This is a genomic window from Alkalicoccobacillus murimartini (assembly GCF_030813245.1).
Lineage (GTDB): Bacteria > Bacillota > Bacilli > Bacillales > Bacillaceae_D > Alkalicoccobacillus > Alkalicoccobacillus murimartini.
The window spans coordinates 145,933-162,975 of the sequence record NZ_JAUSUA010000004.1; the positions used below are offsets into that span (position 1 = coordinate 145,933).

Sequence of the window (17,043 nt, forward strand, 5' to 3'; positions counted from 1 at the left end):
ACGTTGTACCTCTTTCTAAAATGTGTGAAACGAGGTGGAGGTGCATTTACCAAACGATTGAAAGGTTGTTAAACCTGCTCGTTCACTCCCAACATACCAAATCACTTGAACCTTTATTTTTTTCCACCAAATCCCCACCCCGTGTCTCCCATATATATTTAATCTTATCTACTACGTATTAATAGAGTACTAATTCAATGTACAAACGAATTAAATCATTACCGAAGAAATAGGCCGTTAATGCTCCTGCTGCTATAAAGGGGCCAAATGGAATAGCCTGCTTACGCTTAACTTTTCTCAAAAGCAAGGCTCCTCCTCCAAAAATAGCCCCATAAGTAGACGCTAAAAATAAGGTTAGAAGAACCATTTTCCAACCTAAAACAAGACCTAATACGGCAAATAACTTAATATCGCCACCACCCATACCTCCTCGGCTGATGATTGCAATTAGTAATAGTAAACCAAAGCCAAGCAATGCTCCAAACCAGGCATCCCACCAAGGGGTAAGCGGAGCTACAAACACACGCATGAGTATAAGAGGTACTGTAAAAAACAACAAAACCTTATCCGGTATGAGCATATATCGCATATCACTCACAAAAATGATGGCGAGCAGTGAGACTAGTAATAAAGCGACAATCGTTTCTGGCGACCAACCTAAAAGATAAAATGAAAGCGCAAATAAAATTCCTGTCATAAGTTCAGTTGTCGGATACAAAAAAGAAATCTTTGTATCACACGTTCGACAGGAGCCTCCCTGTACGAGGAATGAAAAAACTGGTATTAGCTCTTTAGCCTCTAGTGTCCTCTCACACTTAGAGCAATGAGATCGTGGCTTAACGATGGAAGCACCTACCGGAACGCGAAGACCCACTACGTTATAGAAGGAACCAAATACTAATCCTACTACTGCCAGATAGCCTACCATGATACTATCGATCATTTGTCCACCTCAATGGCTTACTTAGTCGTTTATTCGCGAAACTATATACCTATAAGGATAAATGTTTTTAATTGGAAATTCAATTGTTTTTCTAGTAAAGATCTGAAAATAAGTTTAATATAGGGCCTGGTTTCACTTTCTTTTGCTTCCTTTTCGATAATCTTATAAGTGATCAGTGTAATGCGTTTCCAATGCCTGATGACATCGTCGTAATTTCGTTTTTATGTGCTTAGCTCAGCTACTTTCGTTTCAGCTGCTCCAAGTAAACCTCAATGATAAAAAACATCCGCCCTTCAATAGAGCGGATGTTTCTTTATATCTAATTAACCTTCATCAACTCTTCATTCTTTTTTAACGCTCCGCGCAGCTCAGAAATAAAGTAAAGAGATCCTGTTACTAAAATTAATTCATCCCTTTTCCACTGATTCATCATCAACTCTAGCGCATTCTTCCAGTCCTTCTCCGCATTAGCTTCTATCCCATCAGGAGTTGCATCTAGTAGTTCTCCTGCATCTGCCGCCCTAAAAAAGTCAAAGCTTGTCCAGGTAATCTGAATATCCATTTTGCTAAATGGAGCCAGTAATTTAGCGACATCTTTCTCCTTTGTCACCCCTGCAAGCATTCTAATTTTATGGTTTGGATAATGACTTTTAAGTGTTGCAGCTAATGCTTGCATGCCTTCTTCGTTATGAGCTCCATCGGCGATCACAAGAGGCTGCTGCATTAATTGTTCAAATCGTCCTGGCCAATTTGTTAAGGTTAATCCTTTTTTACAGGCTGCTTCTGTGATCTGATAGCTTGCATGTTCCTTTAGGTAAAGCAGAGCCATGATAGCTAAACTCGCGTTGGCTAGTTGATGCTCACCTTTCATGGTTGTTTTTAAGTGAGTGAATCGTCCGAGTGGAGAATCAAACGTAAATCGTTGATTCTCTTGTGTCGTTTGGATATCCATTTTATAAAAGTCTTCATCTAATTGATAGAATGATGTATCGCGTTCAATCGCTGTTTCTTTTAATACAGTTAACGCATCCGGATTGGTGACTCCTGAGAGAACAGGAATCCCTTTTTTGATGATTCCTGCTTTTTCTGCAGCAATCTCTTCAATGGTTGAACCAAGTATGTGCATATGGTCGTGTCCAATGGATGTAATAATTGAAAGAAGCGGCTTAATGACATTAGTTGAGTCAAGTCTTCCTCCAAGCCCTACCTCAACTAATACAATGTCAGGTTTCGCTACATGAGCGAAATGCTCAAACATAATAGCTGTAATGACTTCAAATTCAGTTGGCGATTCTAGCTCTGTTTGCGCTAATTCCTCAACAAGTGGTCTGACTTTGTTTGCTGCGGCTACTAAATCCTGCTCTGAGATTGGTACACCATTTAATGATATACGTTCTTCAAAACATTCAAGATATGGTGAAGTAAAGGTCCCTACTTGATACCCGTTCGCTTCAAGCATATGACGCATAAAACTTACGGTTGACCCTTTACCATTTGTTCCAGCTACATGTATCATATTTAAGTTGGATTCTGGGTTCCCCAATTTCTCCAGCATCCAATCCATTCGTTTTAGGCCTGGTTTAATTCCAAACGGAAGCAGACTGTGGATCCACTCTATTGTTTCTTCTCCGCTGTTCATTTTTCTCCCCCACTCCGTGTACCTGAACTACTCTGTCTTATTATAGCGAGAATTGGGGGATGAATTCAATATGTATAGCCATAGAGTAAGAATTTGTTGAGTGCATGATTATTTTTGGCGGAGACTTTGTATATTGTCGATTTAATTCGATCTTATCGTGGGTGAGTGTCTTTTATCAGTAATTAGCTCCTCTTATCAGCAATGATCAGTTTTTATCATCATTTAGCTCCTTTTATCCGCAATGAAATGCACTTATCATCATTCTGATCCCTTTATCCACAATTGATCCTCCATATGAGTAAACAAACCTTCACATCTCTTCTCCCTCTCCACCAAAAAAAGCCGGAGCACCGCCTTTGGCGAAACTCCGACTTTCTTTTATGCTTGTAATTCAGCTATTCTAGCTTCGACTGTTTTGCGTTGTTCAGCATAGTCAGCTTGTTTTTTCTTTTCTTCTTCGATTACTTTTGCAGGGGCTTTTGCAACAAAGCCTTCATTGCTAAGCTTTTTGTCTACTCGCTCTACTTCTTTAGTTAGACGGGTTAATTCTTTTTGTAGACGAGCGACTTCTTCTTCGATATTTAGTAATCCGGCTAATGGCAGGAACAACTCTACTCCACTTAGGACTTGAGACATCGATTTCTCAGGTGCTTGAATGGTTGTAGAGATTTCGAGCTTACTTGGATTACAGAATTTCTCGATAAAGACTTGGCCTCGTTCCAGTTGTTTCTGTAATGTGTCATTTCCCGGACGAACGAGAAGCTCAATTTGTTTACTCATTGGTACATTAAGCTCAGAACGGACTGCACGTACAGCGCGAATGACTTCTTTCAATTGATTCATGTCATCAATTGATTCTTCAAAGATCAATTCAGTATGAACGACTGGCCATTCTGATACAGTAATTGATTCTCCTTCGTGCGGTAGATGCTGCCAAATTTCTTCTGTAATAAATGGCATAATCGGATGAAGCATTCTCATCGTCTGATCCAAAACATAGGCTAGGACAGAACGAGTTGTTTTCTTCGCTTCCTCGTCTTCTCCATATAAGGATAGTTTAGCCATCTCAATATACCAGTCACAAAGATCATCCCAAATGAATGTATAAAGAAGGCGTCCAACCTCGCCAAATTCATATTTATCAATCAATCGGGTTACATCTTTAATGGTTTCCTGCAAACGAGTTAAAATCCATTTATCTGCTACAGATTTTTCTCCGCTTAAATCTATATCGTCATAGCTTAGATCTTCCATGTTCATGAGTGCAAAACGAGAGGCATTCCAGATCTTATTTCCGAAATTCCACGTTGCTTCGACCTTTTCCCAGTAAAAGCGCAAGTCATTTCCCGGGGAACTACCTGTTGTTAGGAAAAAGCGCAGGGCGTCTGTTCCGTATTTGTCGATTACTTCCTGAGGGTCCACTCCATTTCCAAGAGATTTACTCATCTTACGTCCATCTTCTGCACGAATCAATCCGTGGATGAGGACGTCATTAAATGGACGTTCTCCTGTAAATTCGATGCCTTGGAAAATCATACGAGCTACCCAGAAAAAGATAATATCGTACCCCGTGACAAGAGCACTCGTTGGGTAGAAGCGTTTAAAGTCTATGGCCTCTTCATCCGGCCAACCCATTGTTGAAAATGGCCATAAAGCAGAACTAAACCACGTGTCTAAAACATCCTCATCTTGATTCCAATTCTCGGCATCTTCAGGCGCCTCGTGACCAACGTATATCTCACCCGTTTCTTTATGATACCAGGCCGGGATACGATGCCCCCACCATAGTTGTCTCGAAATACACCAATCACGGATATTATCCATCCAACGCAGATATGTTTTTTCAAAACGATCTGGTACAAAGTTCACTTTATCATCTGTTTTCTGTAGCTCAATTGCCGCATCAGCTAGTGGCTGCATATTCACAAACCATTGTGTAGATAAGTAAGGCTCAACTACTGCGCCACTTCGTTCAGAATGACCAACTGAATGCATATGCTCTTCAATTTTAAAGAGAACTCCCTGCTCTTGTAAGTCAGAAACAATCTGCTTACGACATTCAAAACGATCTAATCCATTATACGTAGCAGCATTCTCATTCATTGTTCCATCTTCGTTCATTACAAGAATCCGCTTAAGCTCGTGACGGTTACCAATCTCAAAATCATTCGGGTCATGGGCCGGTGTAATTTTCACTGCACCTGATCCAAACTCCATATCAACATAGTCATCTGCAACAATTGGTATCTCACGGCCTACAATTGGAAGTGTAACCGTCTTCCCAATTAGATGCTGATATCGCTCATCCTTAGGATGTACAGCAACTGCCGTATCACCAAGCATAGTCTCAGGACGTGTGGTTGCCACTTCGATCACACCACTGCCATCGGTTAATGGATAATTCATATGGTAGAACGCACCTCGAACATCCTCGTGGATCACTTCAATATCAGATAAAGCTGTTTTAGTCGCCGGATCCCAGTTAATAATGTACTCGCCTCTATAGATTAAGCCTTTATTATACAGCTTTACAAAGACTTCATTTACTGCTGTAGAAAGGCCTTCATCCAAGGTGAATCGCTCTCTTGAATAGTCGACAGAAATCCCGATTTTTGACCATTGATCGCGAATAAACTGTGCATACTCTTCCTTCCACTCCCACGTCTTTTCGACAAATGCTTCTCGACCTAAGTCGTAACGTGAAATTCCTTGTTCTTTAAGCTTTCCTTCTACTTTAGCCTGAGTTGCGATGCCTGCGTGGTCCATTCCTGGCAGCCAAAGGGTGTCATATCCTTGCATACGTTTTGTACGCGCTAGAATATCCTGAAGTGTTGCATCCCACGCATGTCCAAGGTGTAGCTTTCCAGTTACGTTTGGTGGCGGAATAACGATTGAGTAAGGAGTTTTCGTTTCATCACCTGTTGCTTCAAAAAACTTTCCTTTTATCCAATAATCGTACCATTTTGCCTCGGTGTCTTTTGGATTGTATTTAGTTGGCATTTCCTTTTTGTGCTGGTCCATAGTTGAAGCCTCCTTTTTTTCATAAAAAAAAGCCCTTCATCTCAAAGGACGAAGGGCTTCGCGGTACCACCTTTGTTTGCAAAAGGCAGATCATCTCTACATTATGCACACTCAATCTGTTAACGGCCAGGTCCCGTCCTTGCTTACTTAACGTTCGGCAAAGATGCTCACGGGCGACCTTCTACGTAACCTTCCTGAGAAATCTTCCAGCCAAAGGACTTCTCTTTCTGTGAGGGGTTAGGTATACTCTTCCCGATCGTTGCATGTCTATTTGAATATCTTCCATTCTATCGTGTCAAGATAGCATTCGTCAATATTAGGATGGCCTATTTTTCTGAAGCTTAGACCTGTTGTTTCCCAAACAATCTTATTCGTGCATAGTATGTATAAAAATCGGGCGAATGAAAGGGGGATCTCCATGTTCCGTCGTTATAATCGGCCACCATATTGTCCACCCAAGAAAAAGTGGGGCTTTTGGTCTTATCTACGAGCTGTATGTTATCAATGCCTATTGCCAATCATTTGTTTTCAAGCAATCCGAACGCTGCTTTTTCCTACTACGTTGGACTTTCTCCTGTTAGTTGCTTTAATTGTTCTCTACTGTTCGATTTCTTTGAACCTTTTTTAAAGGGGATTTCATCCATTTGTACATGACGAAACACACAACAGCAATGACAAGGCTAGTGCTCGTATTCAATGGAATCATGAGTACTTCATCCCACATTGACATACTTGCCATACACAACCCTGTTCCAATAAGTAAACTGACCCAGCCTGAGATTTTCCAAAGCAACGGTCTCTTTACGTTGTATCGATTTGTATGGACATAAGCTAATATTGCAAGTCCGCCATAACCGAGAACAGCAAAAATCAACATAGGCATAAGCGATACATGTGTTAGAGTAGCCCCACTATTTCCATAGGACATAAAGCTAATAAAATGGACAATCGCCTGCAAAAGGAAAAATGCACATAAAATAAAAAAACCGGTCCCAACCATAGATAACAAAATAGAACGCCATGCAACGTTGGTTACTAGATCAATTTCACGGTCACAATAGGTGTCTATGCCTTCACCAATGATGTCTTGAATATCTTTATTTTCTTCTCGTGCTGTGACGAGCTGCTTCTGAAATGAGTGAAGCAGCTGATCAGCTATAGACTTAGGTATTTCTTTTGTATGGAGATAATCCTTCAATTCGTTAAAGACCACCTGATCTTGCATGTGCAGTAGACGTCTATCATCTGACTGATTCTCGTATGAATTCTTGCCCATCTCAGGCGCCTCCAATCAACCGTTTCAATCAGTATCTTCTTTATATACAGTATAAGGAAATCGGTTGATTTACGCAACTTCTCATATCAAACGGATTCATTTGATATCGGCAAAAGCTTTCCTGCTAACCGTTGCGCTTTTCGCATAGAGAGCAATCGCTTTTCTAACCTTTGCACATGCTCAATTTCACTCCATTGGTTATCTTTTTTCCGATAGAAATCTACTGCATAAACAATGGGTTCCGGAAAGCTTAAATAACTGCACAGCAGCTGTTTTTCTTCATCAAGAAGAGGTAAGTGATGTTCGTATCGTGCAAACCAACGCATAACTTCTTCATCAGACCACTGGGCGTAAGGGAAACTATGACGGCAGAATGTCGCGAGATCACGCGCGGGAGTATCTAGACTCGCTCGTTCAAAATTAATAAGAAGTGGTTCGTTCTCTACGGTAAAAAGTGCATGACTGCGCGAGAGACGACCATGATTTAATACGCTGCGATATTTGCCTTTTTCTTTTGCGGCCTCGTACCATTGATTGAGTTGGTATTTTGCTACTTCTGCCATTTGATCAAGTGTATGAACATGCGTTAAATAGGTCAACTCAAAAGGCGACATATAGATTTTTTGTTCCGCTTGATCAGCAAAATGAATCAGATCAAGTTGGCGAGCTTCCCATTTAGATAACAGTTGTCTGTATGACTGTTCTAATTGTTCGAGGGAAAGCTCCTGTGTTTTAACCGTAATTCGATGAATCACGCCCATTTGGTCGATTAGCTTCTCTTCCATCGATTCTCTTGCTGTATACTCAGGCGACTCGACCCATGGCATTAAATAGTAACTGGTATTGCCAATTGAGATTGTATATTCCCCATACTTTGTAGGAATGATTGGAACGGCTTGTTTGTAGCCGAGTTTTGTCAATCGATGCATAGCATGAACAAGCTCATCCGCTTGCGATTGACCAATCGTCGTTTCTTTCAGGGCAAATATTCCTCTTTGTGTCGTCAATCTTTTCACTTTTCCAGTCCCTATATCCTCGATGCTATCTGGATATAAGTCATAGTGAAAAAAGATGAATTCAAAAGGCTGTTGTACAGACTGATTCATGTGTGTACGATCCTCCCATCAAGCCAATTGGCTAGGTCTTCCACCATGCGTTTCGATTGTTCCCATTCTACTGTACAAGTGTGTAACACTTCTTCGATTCTAGTTATTGACTCATTTTGCGGCTCAAGCTTTAGAATAGGAAGAATTTCATAAGGTTCAAGACATTCAGCTAAAAGAAATGGACCTTGAGCAGTTGAAAACTCCGGATAGATATCTTCAATGGCATCTAGTAGTGTGTGTAACTCTGCTGAATGGTGCTGAGATAACCAGTCTCGCAAAAAGATCTGTATAGAATGATAGCCTCGCTCTGGGTAAGTACTTGTACCTGCCCAATGCAACATATCATGAATATGTTTCGCCTGCCCATCCATTCTTACCTTATCTAAAAGAGGTAAGTGGTGTTCTTCCAAATATTTTGATCGTAGTTTTTTCGCTTTTTTTGAGCGGATTTTTCCTTCATAAACGATATTTTGAAGCATAGCATGGAGGGTAGTTGGAAACATCCACAATCTCTTTTCAAGTTTAACTAGATCAGGTTGTTGGATGACTTGAGCGTCAATTTTCGTCTTGGATTGCACACCATAGCGAATCATTAACCCCAATAACGTACCCCAAACCTGTCCATTTTCACTTTGACTAAAAGATTGGGTTAGTTCATCATGGACCGTAACCTTAGAAGATTCCCATGGAATAAACGAATCCCCATCCTTCGTGCGAATCATACGATCAGCTAGCACAACTGGAGCGATGGTACAATGATCGCGCCAGTTAATGTGCCAGTCCAAAAGATCTTGATCCTCCCAATATCTTATTCTTTTTAATCCATGGTCTGTTTCCACGATGTCCTCATTTATAGCTACAGCCTTATTCCAACCATATTGCTGCTTCAGCTCTTCCAGCAAGTCCATGACAACCCCCTCCCTTCAAGGCGCTATGACTGGACCGGAATATAGAGGATTTGTCCAGCTTCAATCTGATCGGCTTCTAAACGATTGGTTCTGATAAGCTGACTTGTTGTTACATCATACCGACTAGCTATTGTATCAAGGGATTCATCTTCTTGAATGATACACATTTTCCATCTCGTGAATTGCTCATCACTTTTAGCCATCATTCCTGTTAAATAAAGAGCATTCTCTTCTCTTTCTGGTCTTTCTTGATGTGGTTCCTCTTGTTCTTCATTCTCTACTTCTTCAGCGCGAGAGTGATTTGCCCTCACTTCATGTAAATCTGGTTGTTGCGGGGCAATTGTAATGCGTTCTAAATCTGAATAACTCGCATTATTTTCTATATCACTTGGCTCTTCAAATTGTACCTCAACTCGCTCCAAGTCATGCTCTGGTGATGGAGATGAAGGGGTTGGTAACTGATATGCTTCATATGAGAAAGAGGTATCTACAGCTTGTTCTTCCTCTACCTGTTCATATATCGGTCGTTCCTCTTCGTGTTGTTGCTCTCCTGCCTCTGTCATCCCACTTATCGTGATGTCTGCGGTTAACTGAATGCAGCTTTTATCAGGAACATCATAGTCAAAGGATTCAACTTCCACATAGATATCCTGTAAGTTTTGAATTCGGTCTAACGGAATCGTGACATCAATCGGAAAAAAATGCTTTAGAGCTCCTCTACCATTATCAGAGACATTCACTTCTTCTATCGAGCGAAAGGCAGCTTGGTCCCGATAAGCCGCATCAACATCTTGCTCATTCTGCGTTTGGGTTGAATCAGAAAGTATATACTCACCTACTAGCCTTAACCCACCTACAATACTTACTTGATTGCCCTCTTCCTTAATTGAAATTTCAGGAGAGAGGGACATACCGAGAATTTCTTCTATCTCCTGGCCTTTGTTTAACCACACCGACTCTTCAACGGTCAACGTCAACTTCGAGGGATGTTCCTGCGTCATGATAACTCCTCCTTATTCAATTCTTTCAACACGTTACCTATACAATCCGTACATGGAAATCCTATGCGCATAAGAACTAGTTTATGACCAAAAAAAGATCCCTTTGCTTGTTTTAGCAAAGAGATCTCTTGTGAAGAGTCAAACTTCAATTTTTGAAAAAGCACGTTCCGCAGCTGCAATGGTTGCTTCAATATCTGCATCCGTGTGCTTGGTTGAAAGGAACATTCCTTCAAATTGCGAAGGTGGCAATGAAATGCCTTCTTCAAGCATGAATTTAAAATACTGAGAAAAAATACTGAGATTAGATGTTTGCGCTTTTTCGAAACAATCTACTTTCTCATCTGTGAAGAACAACCCAATCATCGAACCTGCTCGATTAATATGATGAGGAATTCCATACTTTTTTGCTGCTTCAGAGAGACCTTTTTCGAGTCTTTCTGCCTGAGCCGCAAAAACCTCATAATCTGATTCCTTTAATTGTGAAAGGGTTTCATATCCTGCTGTCATTGCCAGTGGATTACCTGATAATGTACCAGCTTGATAAATCGGGCCACTAGGAGCAATTTGCTCCATTATTTCACGTCTTCCACCAAACGCACCCACCGGCAGCCCTCCGCCTATTACTTTTCCAAGACACGTTAAATCGGGGGTTACACCAAAGGTACCTTGCGCACAATGATAGCCTACACGGAATCCTGTCATCACTTCATCAAAGATTAACAATGTGCCGTGTTCTTCAGTCACACTTCGCAAATCCTCTAGGAAACCTTCTTCCGGTGGCACTACGCCCATATTTCCAGCTACTGGTTCTACTATAACAGCTGCCAGATCATCTCCGAATTCTTCAAACGCATACCGGACGCTTTCAATATCATTATATGGGACCGTTAATGTATTTTTAGCTACAGACTCAGGTACCCCTGGGCTATCAGGGAGTCCAAGTGTCGCTACTCCTGATCCTGCTTTGATTAGTAAGGAGTCCCCATGACCATGATAACACCCTGTAAACTTAAGAATCTTGGATCGACCTGTATACCCTCTTGCTAGTCTTAACGCACTCATTGTAGCTTCTGTACCCGAATTCACCATACGCACAACTTCAATAGAAGGTACACGTTGAATAACAAGCTCAGCTAATTTAGTTTCTAGCTCACTTGGTGCGCCGAAGCTTGTCCCTTTTTCCGTTGTTTTCTTAATCTGCTCAACAACTTGCGGGTCTGCATGACCCAAAATAAGTGGTCCCCAAGATAAGACATAGTCAATGTATTCATGTCCATCTATATCCTTAATTCTAGACCCACTGCCACTTTCCATATAAATAGGATTCATACCTACCGATTTAAAGGCACGAACCGGACTATTTACGCCTCCTGGCATTAGTGGCTTAGCCTGTTCAAACGCAGCTTCTGATTTTGAAAAATTCATATCTACTGATCCCCTTTCTCGATAGATTGCTTCATCCATTTCACAGCGTCCTTGGCATGATAAGTTAAAATAAGATCGGCGCCTGCACGCTTCATGCTTAGCAACTTCTCAAGGACTACTTCGCGCTCATTAATCCACCCATTCAGTGCCGCTGCCTTTACCATTGCATACTCTCCACTGACATTATACGCAACAAGTGGAACACCAGAAAAATCTTTTACCTCGCGAATAATATCGAGATAAGACAATGCCGGTTTGACAATAAGAAAGTCAGCACCTTCGTTCAAGTCAGATTGCGCTTCACGAAGAGCTTCTTCACGATTGGCTGGATCCATTTGATAGGTCTTTCGGTCTCCAAAAGATGGTGCTCCATGTGCTGCATCGCGAAACGGTCCATAAAACGCAGATGCATATTTCACTGAATAAGCCATAACAGGAACGTGTTCGAACCCAGCTTCATCTAGGCCTTGGCGAATGACTGCGACAAATCCATCCATCATGTTAGATGGCGCGATAATATCCGCTCCCGCCTTGGCTTGTGAAATCGCTGTCTGGGCCAAAATTTGAAGAGAAGGATCATTATCGATGTCATTCCCTTTAATAACTCCACAGTGTCCATGATCCGTAAATTGACATAAGCACGTATCAGCAATAACCGTTAACTCTGGATATGCTTCTTTGATTATGCGAGTTGCCTCTTGAACAATTCCATGATCATGAAAAGCTGAGGAACCTACAGCATCTTTTTCAATCGGTAAGCCAAAAAGAATAACCGATGGAATGCCTAAATTCACGATCTCTTCTACTTCTTGTAATACTTCAGTAAGAGGCCATTGATACACTCCTGGCATAGAAGATACTTCTGTTTTTTCGCTTCCTGCTTCTTTTACAAAGATCGGATAGATAAAATCATCCTGATCAAGTTTTGTTTCTCTTACCATTTTACGAATAGAAGCAGATTGTCTTAATCTACGATGCCGATCAAACTCCATCTTTGTCATACAAGATCTCTCCTTTTTAAACGAACAAGCTCTTCTACCATAGCTTCTGTGGTAAATGTACGTGGAACAGCTGCAACGGATAACCCATTTCTTCTAGCTTCCTCAGCTGTCACTGTCCCAATACAAACAACATTTGCTTTCGGAAATAACAAATCCACTTTTCCTGTCAGTTGCTTTGCAATCTCCACATATCGACTAACGGTTGAAGGACTTGTAAATGTCAGAAAATCCAACCGTGTTCCCTGGTCTTGCAATGCTTTTATCGCTTCCTTTGAATCGGTTGAAAAGTAGGTTTCATACACAGGTACATCCGTTATCTTTCGTCCCGCTTGCTCTAATGTCTGGGCCAATATAGGTCTAGCAAGATTGCCTCGTGCAAGCAAAATCGAATCATCTTTGCTTGTTTGTTGCAGAAGTTCTTCTGCCAATGATTGTGCTTCATATTTTTTAGGCATTAGTTTACTTACCAACCCATATTGAGTTAGTACCTTCGCTGTACTTGACCCTACCGTAGCAATACTCGCAGAAAGACGTAGCTGTCGAAGTTCTACATCCGTTAGTTGATCTAAGAAAAACCGAACGCCATTTGCGCTAGTGAAAACGACCCATTTGTAAGACTTTAAAGTAGCTATAACGTGTTGAATTCGTTTTTGATTCGTCGCTTTTTTTACATGAATAAGCGGAACCTCAACAGCTACTCCACCTGCTTGTTCAATTTGCTCAACAAAACGTGTAGCCTGATGGGCTGCTCTTGTAACAAGAACCGTTGCTCCATGAAGTGAATTATGAGTCAAGCTCACTTTTTACCTTTTCTAAAATGTCTTCGGCTCCTTGATCAAGCAATGCCTGGGCAACGGATTCACCAAGCTCGATTGGAGAGGTTCCTGTTTTTGTTTCCTGTATTAACACTTTCCCATCTGGTGAACCAACCAATCCTGTTAATTCGATCTGCTCTTGATTCACAACAGCAAAACCAGCGATCGGTACCTGACAGCCACCTTCTAGTTTGTGTAAAAAAGCACGCTCTGCTGTTACTGTTAGAGAAGTAACGGGATCATTTATATGTGCTAAAAGCTCTTTCAATTCTTCGTCATTACTCCGACACTCAAGACCAAGTGCTCCTTGTCCAACTGCTGGAACACAGACAGAGGGTTCAAGATACTCTGTAACAAAGTCCTCAGTGTAACCCAAACGGTTTAAGCCTGCTGCTGCTAGCACAATCGCACTGAAAGATTCCTCTTTTAACTTTCTCAGCCTTGTTTCTACATTTCCTCGAATCCATTGTACTTCTAGATCTGGACGCTTCGCCAAAATTTGTGCAGAACGTCTTAAACTGCTTGTCCCTACTATAGATCCCGGAGGCAAATCACTAAGCTTAACATGACCTTCGGAGATGATGGCATCTCTTGGGTCTTCTCGTTTTGTAATCGCAGCCAGTGTAAAGCCATCTAGCATAACAGAAGGAACATCCTTCATACTATGAACAGCTAAATCAATCTCGCCATCCTCCAGCGCCTGTTCAATCTCTTTTACGAATAAGCCTTTACCGCCTACCTTTGATAAGGTTACATCAAGAATTCTGTCACCCTTTGTTACAATCTCTTTTATCTTAAAATCGTAGTTAAGATTGAGCTTTGTAAGCTGATCAATCACCCATCTTGTCTGTGTTAAAGCTAGATTACTTCGTCTTGTACCTAAAACAATTGTACGCATAACTGCCTCCATTCATCCAATTCAGCGATCATCTCTATTCAAGTCCACATATGAAAACTTGAGTATTGTCCTGACAAAAAATAATTAATTAATAACACCAAAAATGCACCAATATTTAATAAAATGATCTGATACCCTCGTTTATAGTTTACCACACGCTGGTAAAGGTACGCTCCATATACGATAAGGGTCATCAAAGAACTCAGAATCTTTACATCAAGCCATGGAAGGCTATGATACTCTATTGACGCCCAAACAAAACCTAGGATCACACCAATTAACATAAGAGGAAAACCAATCGCAGCTGTTAGAAAAGAGTATCGCTCCAATAGAGGAAACGAGCCAAATCGTTGAAGGCGTTTACTCCATTTTTTCTTCTTTAACATTTGATGCTGCAGTACATATAAAATCGAAAAGGAGAAAGCTAATGTAAATGCCGTATAAGAGAGCAAAATAAAACTAATATGCAGAACAAGTAGCTCTGACTGAAGCATACTTGCTAAGTAATTAGGCACTTCCGTATGTGGCTTAAACAAACTAATAGTCATCATACTAAAACCAACAACGTTCATAATCAAAATGAGGAAATCCACTTTAAACCTCAGATTTATAATTAATGAAATTGTCACAAGGCTCCATGCATAAAAAAAGAGCCCTTCAAATGGGGTAACAATCGGAAATCTCCCCACTTCCAGTGCTCTCAGGACAAAATAAACTGTCTGTAAGCTCCAGACAATAGAAAGCAACCAGAAAGCCACAACATTGACTTTCCGGTTATTAAACAAAAAATCGATAAAGTATCCGAGGACACTAAAGCTGTATAAAATAACAGTTATAGGATAAATCCAGCTCATAATAGAGACTCCTTATTTAGGAGCGAACAACCGCCTTTTCTTCCGTAGAAACCGCAGCATAGTCCAACTGCTTCGTTTGTTCCCAATGATCCTCCGCTGCCCGCAAACAGGCCTGCTTTTCTTGTTCTGCTAACTCCATCTCAAGAGCAAACATCTTCGTAACCAAGTCTAGTGATTCATCTGACTCACCTTCGCCTGCCATTTCTTTAATACGGGTTATTGGATCACGAAGCAATTGGTTCACGATACTTTTCGTATGCTTGCGTAAGACTTTACGGTCACGCTCAGATAGATGTGGCAGTTTTCGTTCAATACTTTCCATCGTATCAGCTTGTACAGCTAATGCTTTAGAGCGTAAGGCTGTAATAACTGGCACAACGCCCAATGTAGTAAGCCACTGATTAAACTGAACGAGCTCTGCTTCTATTAATAACTCAATCTTTTCGGCTTCCTTTTGTCTCTCAGCCAGATTTGATTCAACAATATTCTGCAGATCATCAATATCATACAAATACACATCATCAAAATCAGCAATAGCCGGATCAATATCACGTGGAACAGCAATATCGACAATAAACAACGGACGGCCTTTTCTTTTTTTCAAAGCAAGAGCCACGTCTTGTTTGGTCACAACAAAATCACGTGAACCAGTAGAGCTGATAAAGACATCTGCTGAAGTCAGTGCATCAGCTAACTCATTAAAGGGTCTTGCCGTTCCAGAAAAACGACTAGCCAGTTCTTTTGCCTTCTCTTCGGTACGATTAATGACTGTAATCTCAGCTGCTCCATTTGAATGCAAATGCTTTGCCGTCAATTCACTCATCTTGCCTGCACCAAGCACTAAAACATTTTTCTCATGGAAGCTACCAAAGATTCGCTTACCAAGCTCGACACCAGCATAACTTACTGAAACAGCCTGCTGCGAAATGTCCGTTAGTGAATGAGCCTTCTTCGCAAATGTTATAGCTTGCTTAAAGAGTTCATTAAAAATCGTGCCCGTCACTTGCTCATTTTGAGCAAGCAAAAATTGATTTTTGATTTGACCCAAGATTTGAGTCTCGCCAAGAATCATAGAATCTAGGCCTGCAGAAACACGCATAAGGTGCTCTACGGCTACATCGTTTTCTTTAATCTGGAGATACGGTGTGATCTCCTCTTTCGAAATATTAAACCAATCCGACAGAAACGTTTTCGTAAAATGCCGACCTGTATGAAGCTGATCTGCTACGACATACACTTCTGTCCGATTACAGGTTGTAATTATGACACATTCTAATATACTTTTTGACACACGTAATTGTTTTAAAGCTGCGGGGAGCTCCGTCTCTTGAAATGCGACTTTCTCTCTCATTTCAACCGGGGCTGTTTTATAATTTAATCCCACTAGTATTATGTGCATGTGTCGCTCACCCCCAAAAATAATACGGTCCATACTGCTTACCTAACTTTTGTACTCGGTTACATTCGTTATAAGTATAACATGTACCAAGCCATTCTCATCGTACTTTTATGTGAACTTTTTAGTTCATTATGCTACCATAAACGAATAGTCTAACAAACGAACCACAGTTAATGGTATGCCTTTTGCTGAATCAGTGCAAATAATCTGCTTTTAGGTATCTATCTTATAAATAATCACCGGAGGAATGTCCCCTGAGAAAAGTAAAGTCTACAAACATTATGCCTGGTATTATACTTATTGGACTTGGAGCATATTTCTTGCTTCAAATGTTCCAGATTCCTTATGCTAACGAGCTTCTTACCTGGCCGACCATTCTATTCATCATTGGAATTTCTTTGTTGTTTCAAAGCAAATATGATGGATTGATGTCATTTCCCGCAGCAATTCTTATCGGATTTGCTATCCATTTTCATGGGTTAAATTGGTTATCCTTTTGGCCCAGTCACATAGGTATGTATCTTCTAATCATTAGCATGTCCTTTTTATTCCTTTATACACGTACAAAACACCAAGGACTTATTCCAGGCATTGCTCTATTTTTACTTGCATTATATATGCTGTCCCCATGGAAACCGTATCTGCAGAATCCTGCCTTTCTTCCATTTGGAGATTACTTCTGGCCTCTAGTTCTTATCTTGATCGGAATTGTGCTATTATATCAGAAGAAAAAATAGGATAGATATTTTACTTAAGA

At 40.8% G+C, this 17,043-nt stretch carries 14 protein-coding genes and 1 other annotated feature; of the genes, 1 reads left to right on the forward strand and 13 read right to left on the reverse strand.

Annotation, left to right across the window (positions count from 1 at the left end; all coding sequences use genetic code 11):
- Nucleotides 1–178: 178 nt before the first annotated feature.
- From J2S05_RS13775 to hemA, 13 genes are all read right to left on the reverse strand, one after another.
- Nucleotides 179–943, reverse strand: a complete 765-nt coding sequence (locus tag J2S05_RS13775; protein WP_306983741.1) for a prepilin peptidase — start codon at nt 941–943, stop codon at nt 179–181.
- 319 nt (nt 944–1,262) lie between these two features.
- The gene (locus J2S05_RS13780) at nt 1,263–2,582 is read right to left on the reverse strand and encodes a bifunctional folylpolyglutamate synthase/dihydrofolate synthase (RefSeq protein ID WP_306983744.1); all 1,320 of its coding nucleotides are present in this window, start codon (nt 2,580–2,582) and stop codon (nt 1,263–1,265) included.
- Nucleotides 2,583–2,960: 378 nt separating this feature from the next.
- Nucleotides 2,961–5,603: a valine--tRNA ligase gene (locus J2S05_RS13785; protein WP_306983745.1), complete on the reverse strand. Its 2,643-nt coding sequence runs from the start codon at nt 5,601–5,603 to the stop codon at nt 2,961–2,963.
- A gap of 41 nt (nt 5,604–5,644) precedes the next feature.
- Nucleotides 5,645–5,872, reverse strand: a binding site (T-box leader).
- Nucleotides 5,873–6,189: 317 nt separating this feature from the next.
- Nucleotides 6,190–6,879 carry a DUF1129 domain-containing protein gene (locus J2S05_RS13790; protein ID WP_306983747.1) on the reverse strand — a complete coding sequence of 230 codons (690 nt, stop codon included), beginning with the start codon at nt 6,877–6,879 and terminating at the stop codon, nt 6,190–6,192.
- Nucleotides 6,880–6,965: 86 nt separating this feature from the next.
- Entirely contained in the window at nt 6,966–7,985 is a 1,020-nt protein-coding gene (gene ysxE, locus J2S05_RS13795) for a spore coat protein YsxE (RefSeq protein WP_306983748.1), read from the reverse strand.
- A complete protein-coding gene (locus tag J2S05_RS13800; RefSeq protein ID WP_306983750.1) occupies nt 7,982–8,893 on the reverse strand; it encodes a hypothetical protein in 912 nt (303 codons plus the stop codon). The genes ysxE and J2S05_RS13800 overlap by 4 nt, the downstream gene beginning before the upstream one ends.
- 23 nt (nt 8,894–8,916) lie before the next feature.
- Nucleotides 8,917–9,894: a stage VI sporulation protein D gene (gene spoVID / locus J2S05_RS13805; RefSeq protein WP_306983751.1), complete on the reverse strand. Its 978-nt coding sequence runs from the start codon at nt 9,892–9,894 to the stop codon at nt 8,917–8,919.
- 138 nt (nt 9,895–10,032) lie between these two features.
- Nucleotides 10,033–11,319, reverse strand: a complete 1,287-nt coding sequence (hemL, locus tag J2S05_RS13810) for a glutamate-1-semialdehyde 2,1-aminomutase (protein ID WP_306983753.1) — start codon at nt 11,317–11,319, stop codon at nt 10,033–10,035.
- 2 nt (nt 11,320–11,321) lie between these two features.
- Nucleotides 11,322–12,320, reverse strand: a complete 999-nt coding sequence (gene hemB / locus J2S05_RS13815; RefSeq protein ID WP_306983755.1) for a porphobilinogen synthase — start codon at nt 12,318–12,320, stop codon at nt 11,322–11,324.
- Nucleotides 12,317–13,114 (reverse strand): uroporphyrinogen-III synthase, encoded by a 798-nt coding sequence (locus J2S05_RS13820; protein WP_306983757.1) that lies wholly within the window; start codon nt 13,112–13,114, stop codon nt 12,317–12,319. The genes hemB and J2S05_RS13820 overlap by 4 nt, the downstream gene beginning before the upstream one ends.
- Complete coding sequence (gene hemC, locus J2S05_RS13825) at nt 13,104–14,033, reverse strand: hydroxymethylbilane synthase (RefSeq protein ID WP_306983759.1); 930 nt, start codon at nt 14,031–14,033, stop codon at nt 13,104–13,106. Before hemC ends, J2S05_RS13820 begins: the two co-directional genes overlap by 11 nt.
- A gap of 38 nt (nt 14,034–14,071) precedes the next feature.
- Nucleotides 14,072–14,887 carry a cytochrome C assembly family protein gene (locus J2S05_RS13830; RefSeq protein ID WP_306983762.1) on the reverse strand — a complete coding sequence of 272 codons (816 nt, stop codon included), beginning with the start codon at nt 14,885–14,887 and terminating at the stop codon, nt 14,072–14,074.
- 16 nt (nt 14,888–14,903) lie between these two features.
- A complete protein-coding gene (gene hemA / locus J2S05_RS13835; protein WP_306983764.1) occupies nt 14,904–16,286 on the reverse strand; it encodes a glutamyl-tRNA reductase in 1,383 nt (460 codons plus the stop codon).
- Between the two features lie 281 nt (nt 16,287–16,567).
- On the opposite strand from hemA, the gene J2S05_RS13840 reads away from it, so the two are divergent.
- Nucleotides 16,568–17,023 carry a LiaF transmembrane domain-containing protein gene (locus J2S05_RS13840; RefSeq protein ID WP_306983766.1) on the forward strand — a complete coding sequence of 152 codons (456 nt, stop codon included), beginning with the start codon at nt 16,568–16,570 and terminating at the stop codon, nt 17,021–17,023.
- The last annotated feature ends 20 nt before the right edge of the window (nt 17,024–17,043 follow it).

Excerpts from the sequence above, each read along its gene's own strand:
- hemC (WP_306983759.1), bottom strand. The coding sequence starts at position 14,033 with ATGCGTACAATTGTTTTAGGTACAAGACGAAGTAATCTAGCTTTAACA.
- hemA (WP_306983764.1), bottom strand. The coding sequence starts at position 16,286 with ATGCACATAATACTAGTGGGATTAAATTATAAAACAGCCCCGGTTGAA.
- J2S05_RS13800 (WP_306983750.1), bottom strand. The coding sequence starts at position 8,893 with ATGGACTTGCTGGAAGAGCTGAAGCAGCAATATGGTTGGAATAAGGCT.
- J2S05_RS13775 (WP_306983741.1), bottom strand. The coding sequence starts at position 943 with ATGATCGATAGTATCATGGTAGGCTATCTGGCAGTAGTAGGATTAGTA.
- J2S05_RS13830 (WP_306983762.1), bottom strand. The coding sequence starts at position 14,887 with ATGAGCTGGATTTATCCTATAACTGTTATTTTATACAGCTTTAGTGTC.
- ysxE (WP_306983748.1), bottom strand. The coding sequence starts at position 7,985 with ATGAATCAGTCTGTACAACAGCCTTTTGAATTCATCTTTTTTCACTAT.
- spoVID (WP_306983751.1), bottom strand. The coding sequence starts at position 9,894 with ATGACGCAGGAACATCCCTCGAAGTTGACGTTGACCGTTGAAGAGTCG.
- hemB (WP_306983755.1), bottom strand. The coding sequence starts at position 12,320 with ATGACAAAGATGGAGTTTGATCGGCATCGTAGATTAAGACAATCTGCT.
- J2S05_RS13840 (WP_306983766.1), top strand. The coding sequence starts at position 16,568 with ATGCCTGGTATTATACTTATTGGACTTGGAGCATATTTCTTGCTTCAA.
- hemL (WP_306983753.1), bottom strand. The coding sequence starts at position 11,319 with ATGAATTTTTCAAAATCAGAAGCTGCGTTTGAACAGGCTAAGCCACTA.
- J2S05_RS13785 (WP_306983745.1), bottom strand. The coding sequence starts at position 5,603 with ATGGACCAGCACAAAAAGGAAATGCCAACTAAATACAATCCAAAAGAC.
- J2S05_RS13790 (WP_306983747.1), bottom strand. The coding sequence starts at position 6,879 with ATGGGCAAGAATTCATACGAGAATCAGTCAGATGATAGACGTCTACTG.
- J2S05_RS13780 (WP_306983744.1), bottom strand. The coding sequence starts at position 2,582 with ATGAACAGCGGAGAAGAAACAATAGAGTGGATCCACAGTCTGCTTCCG.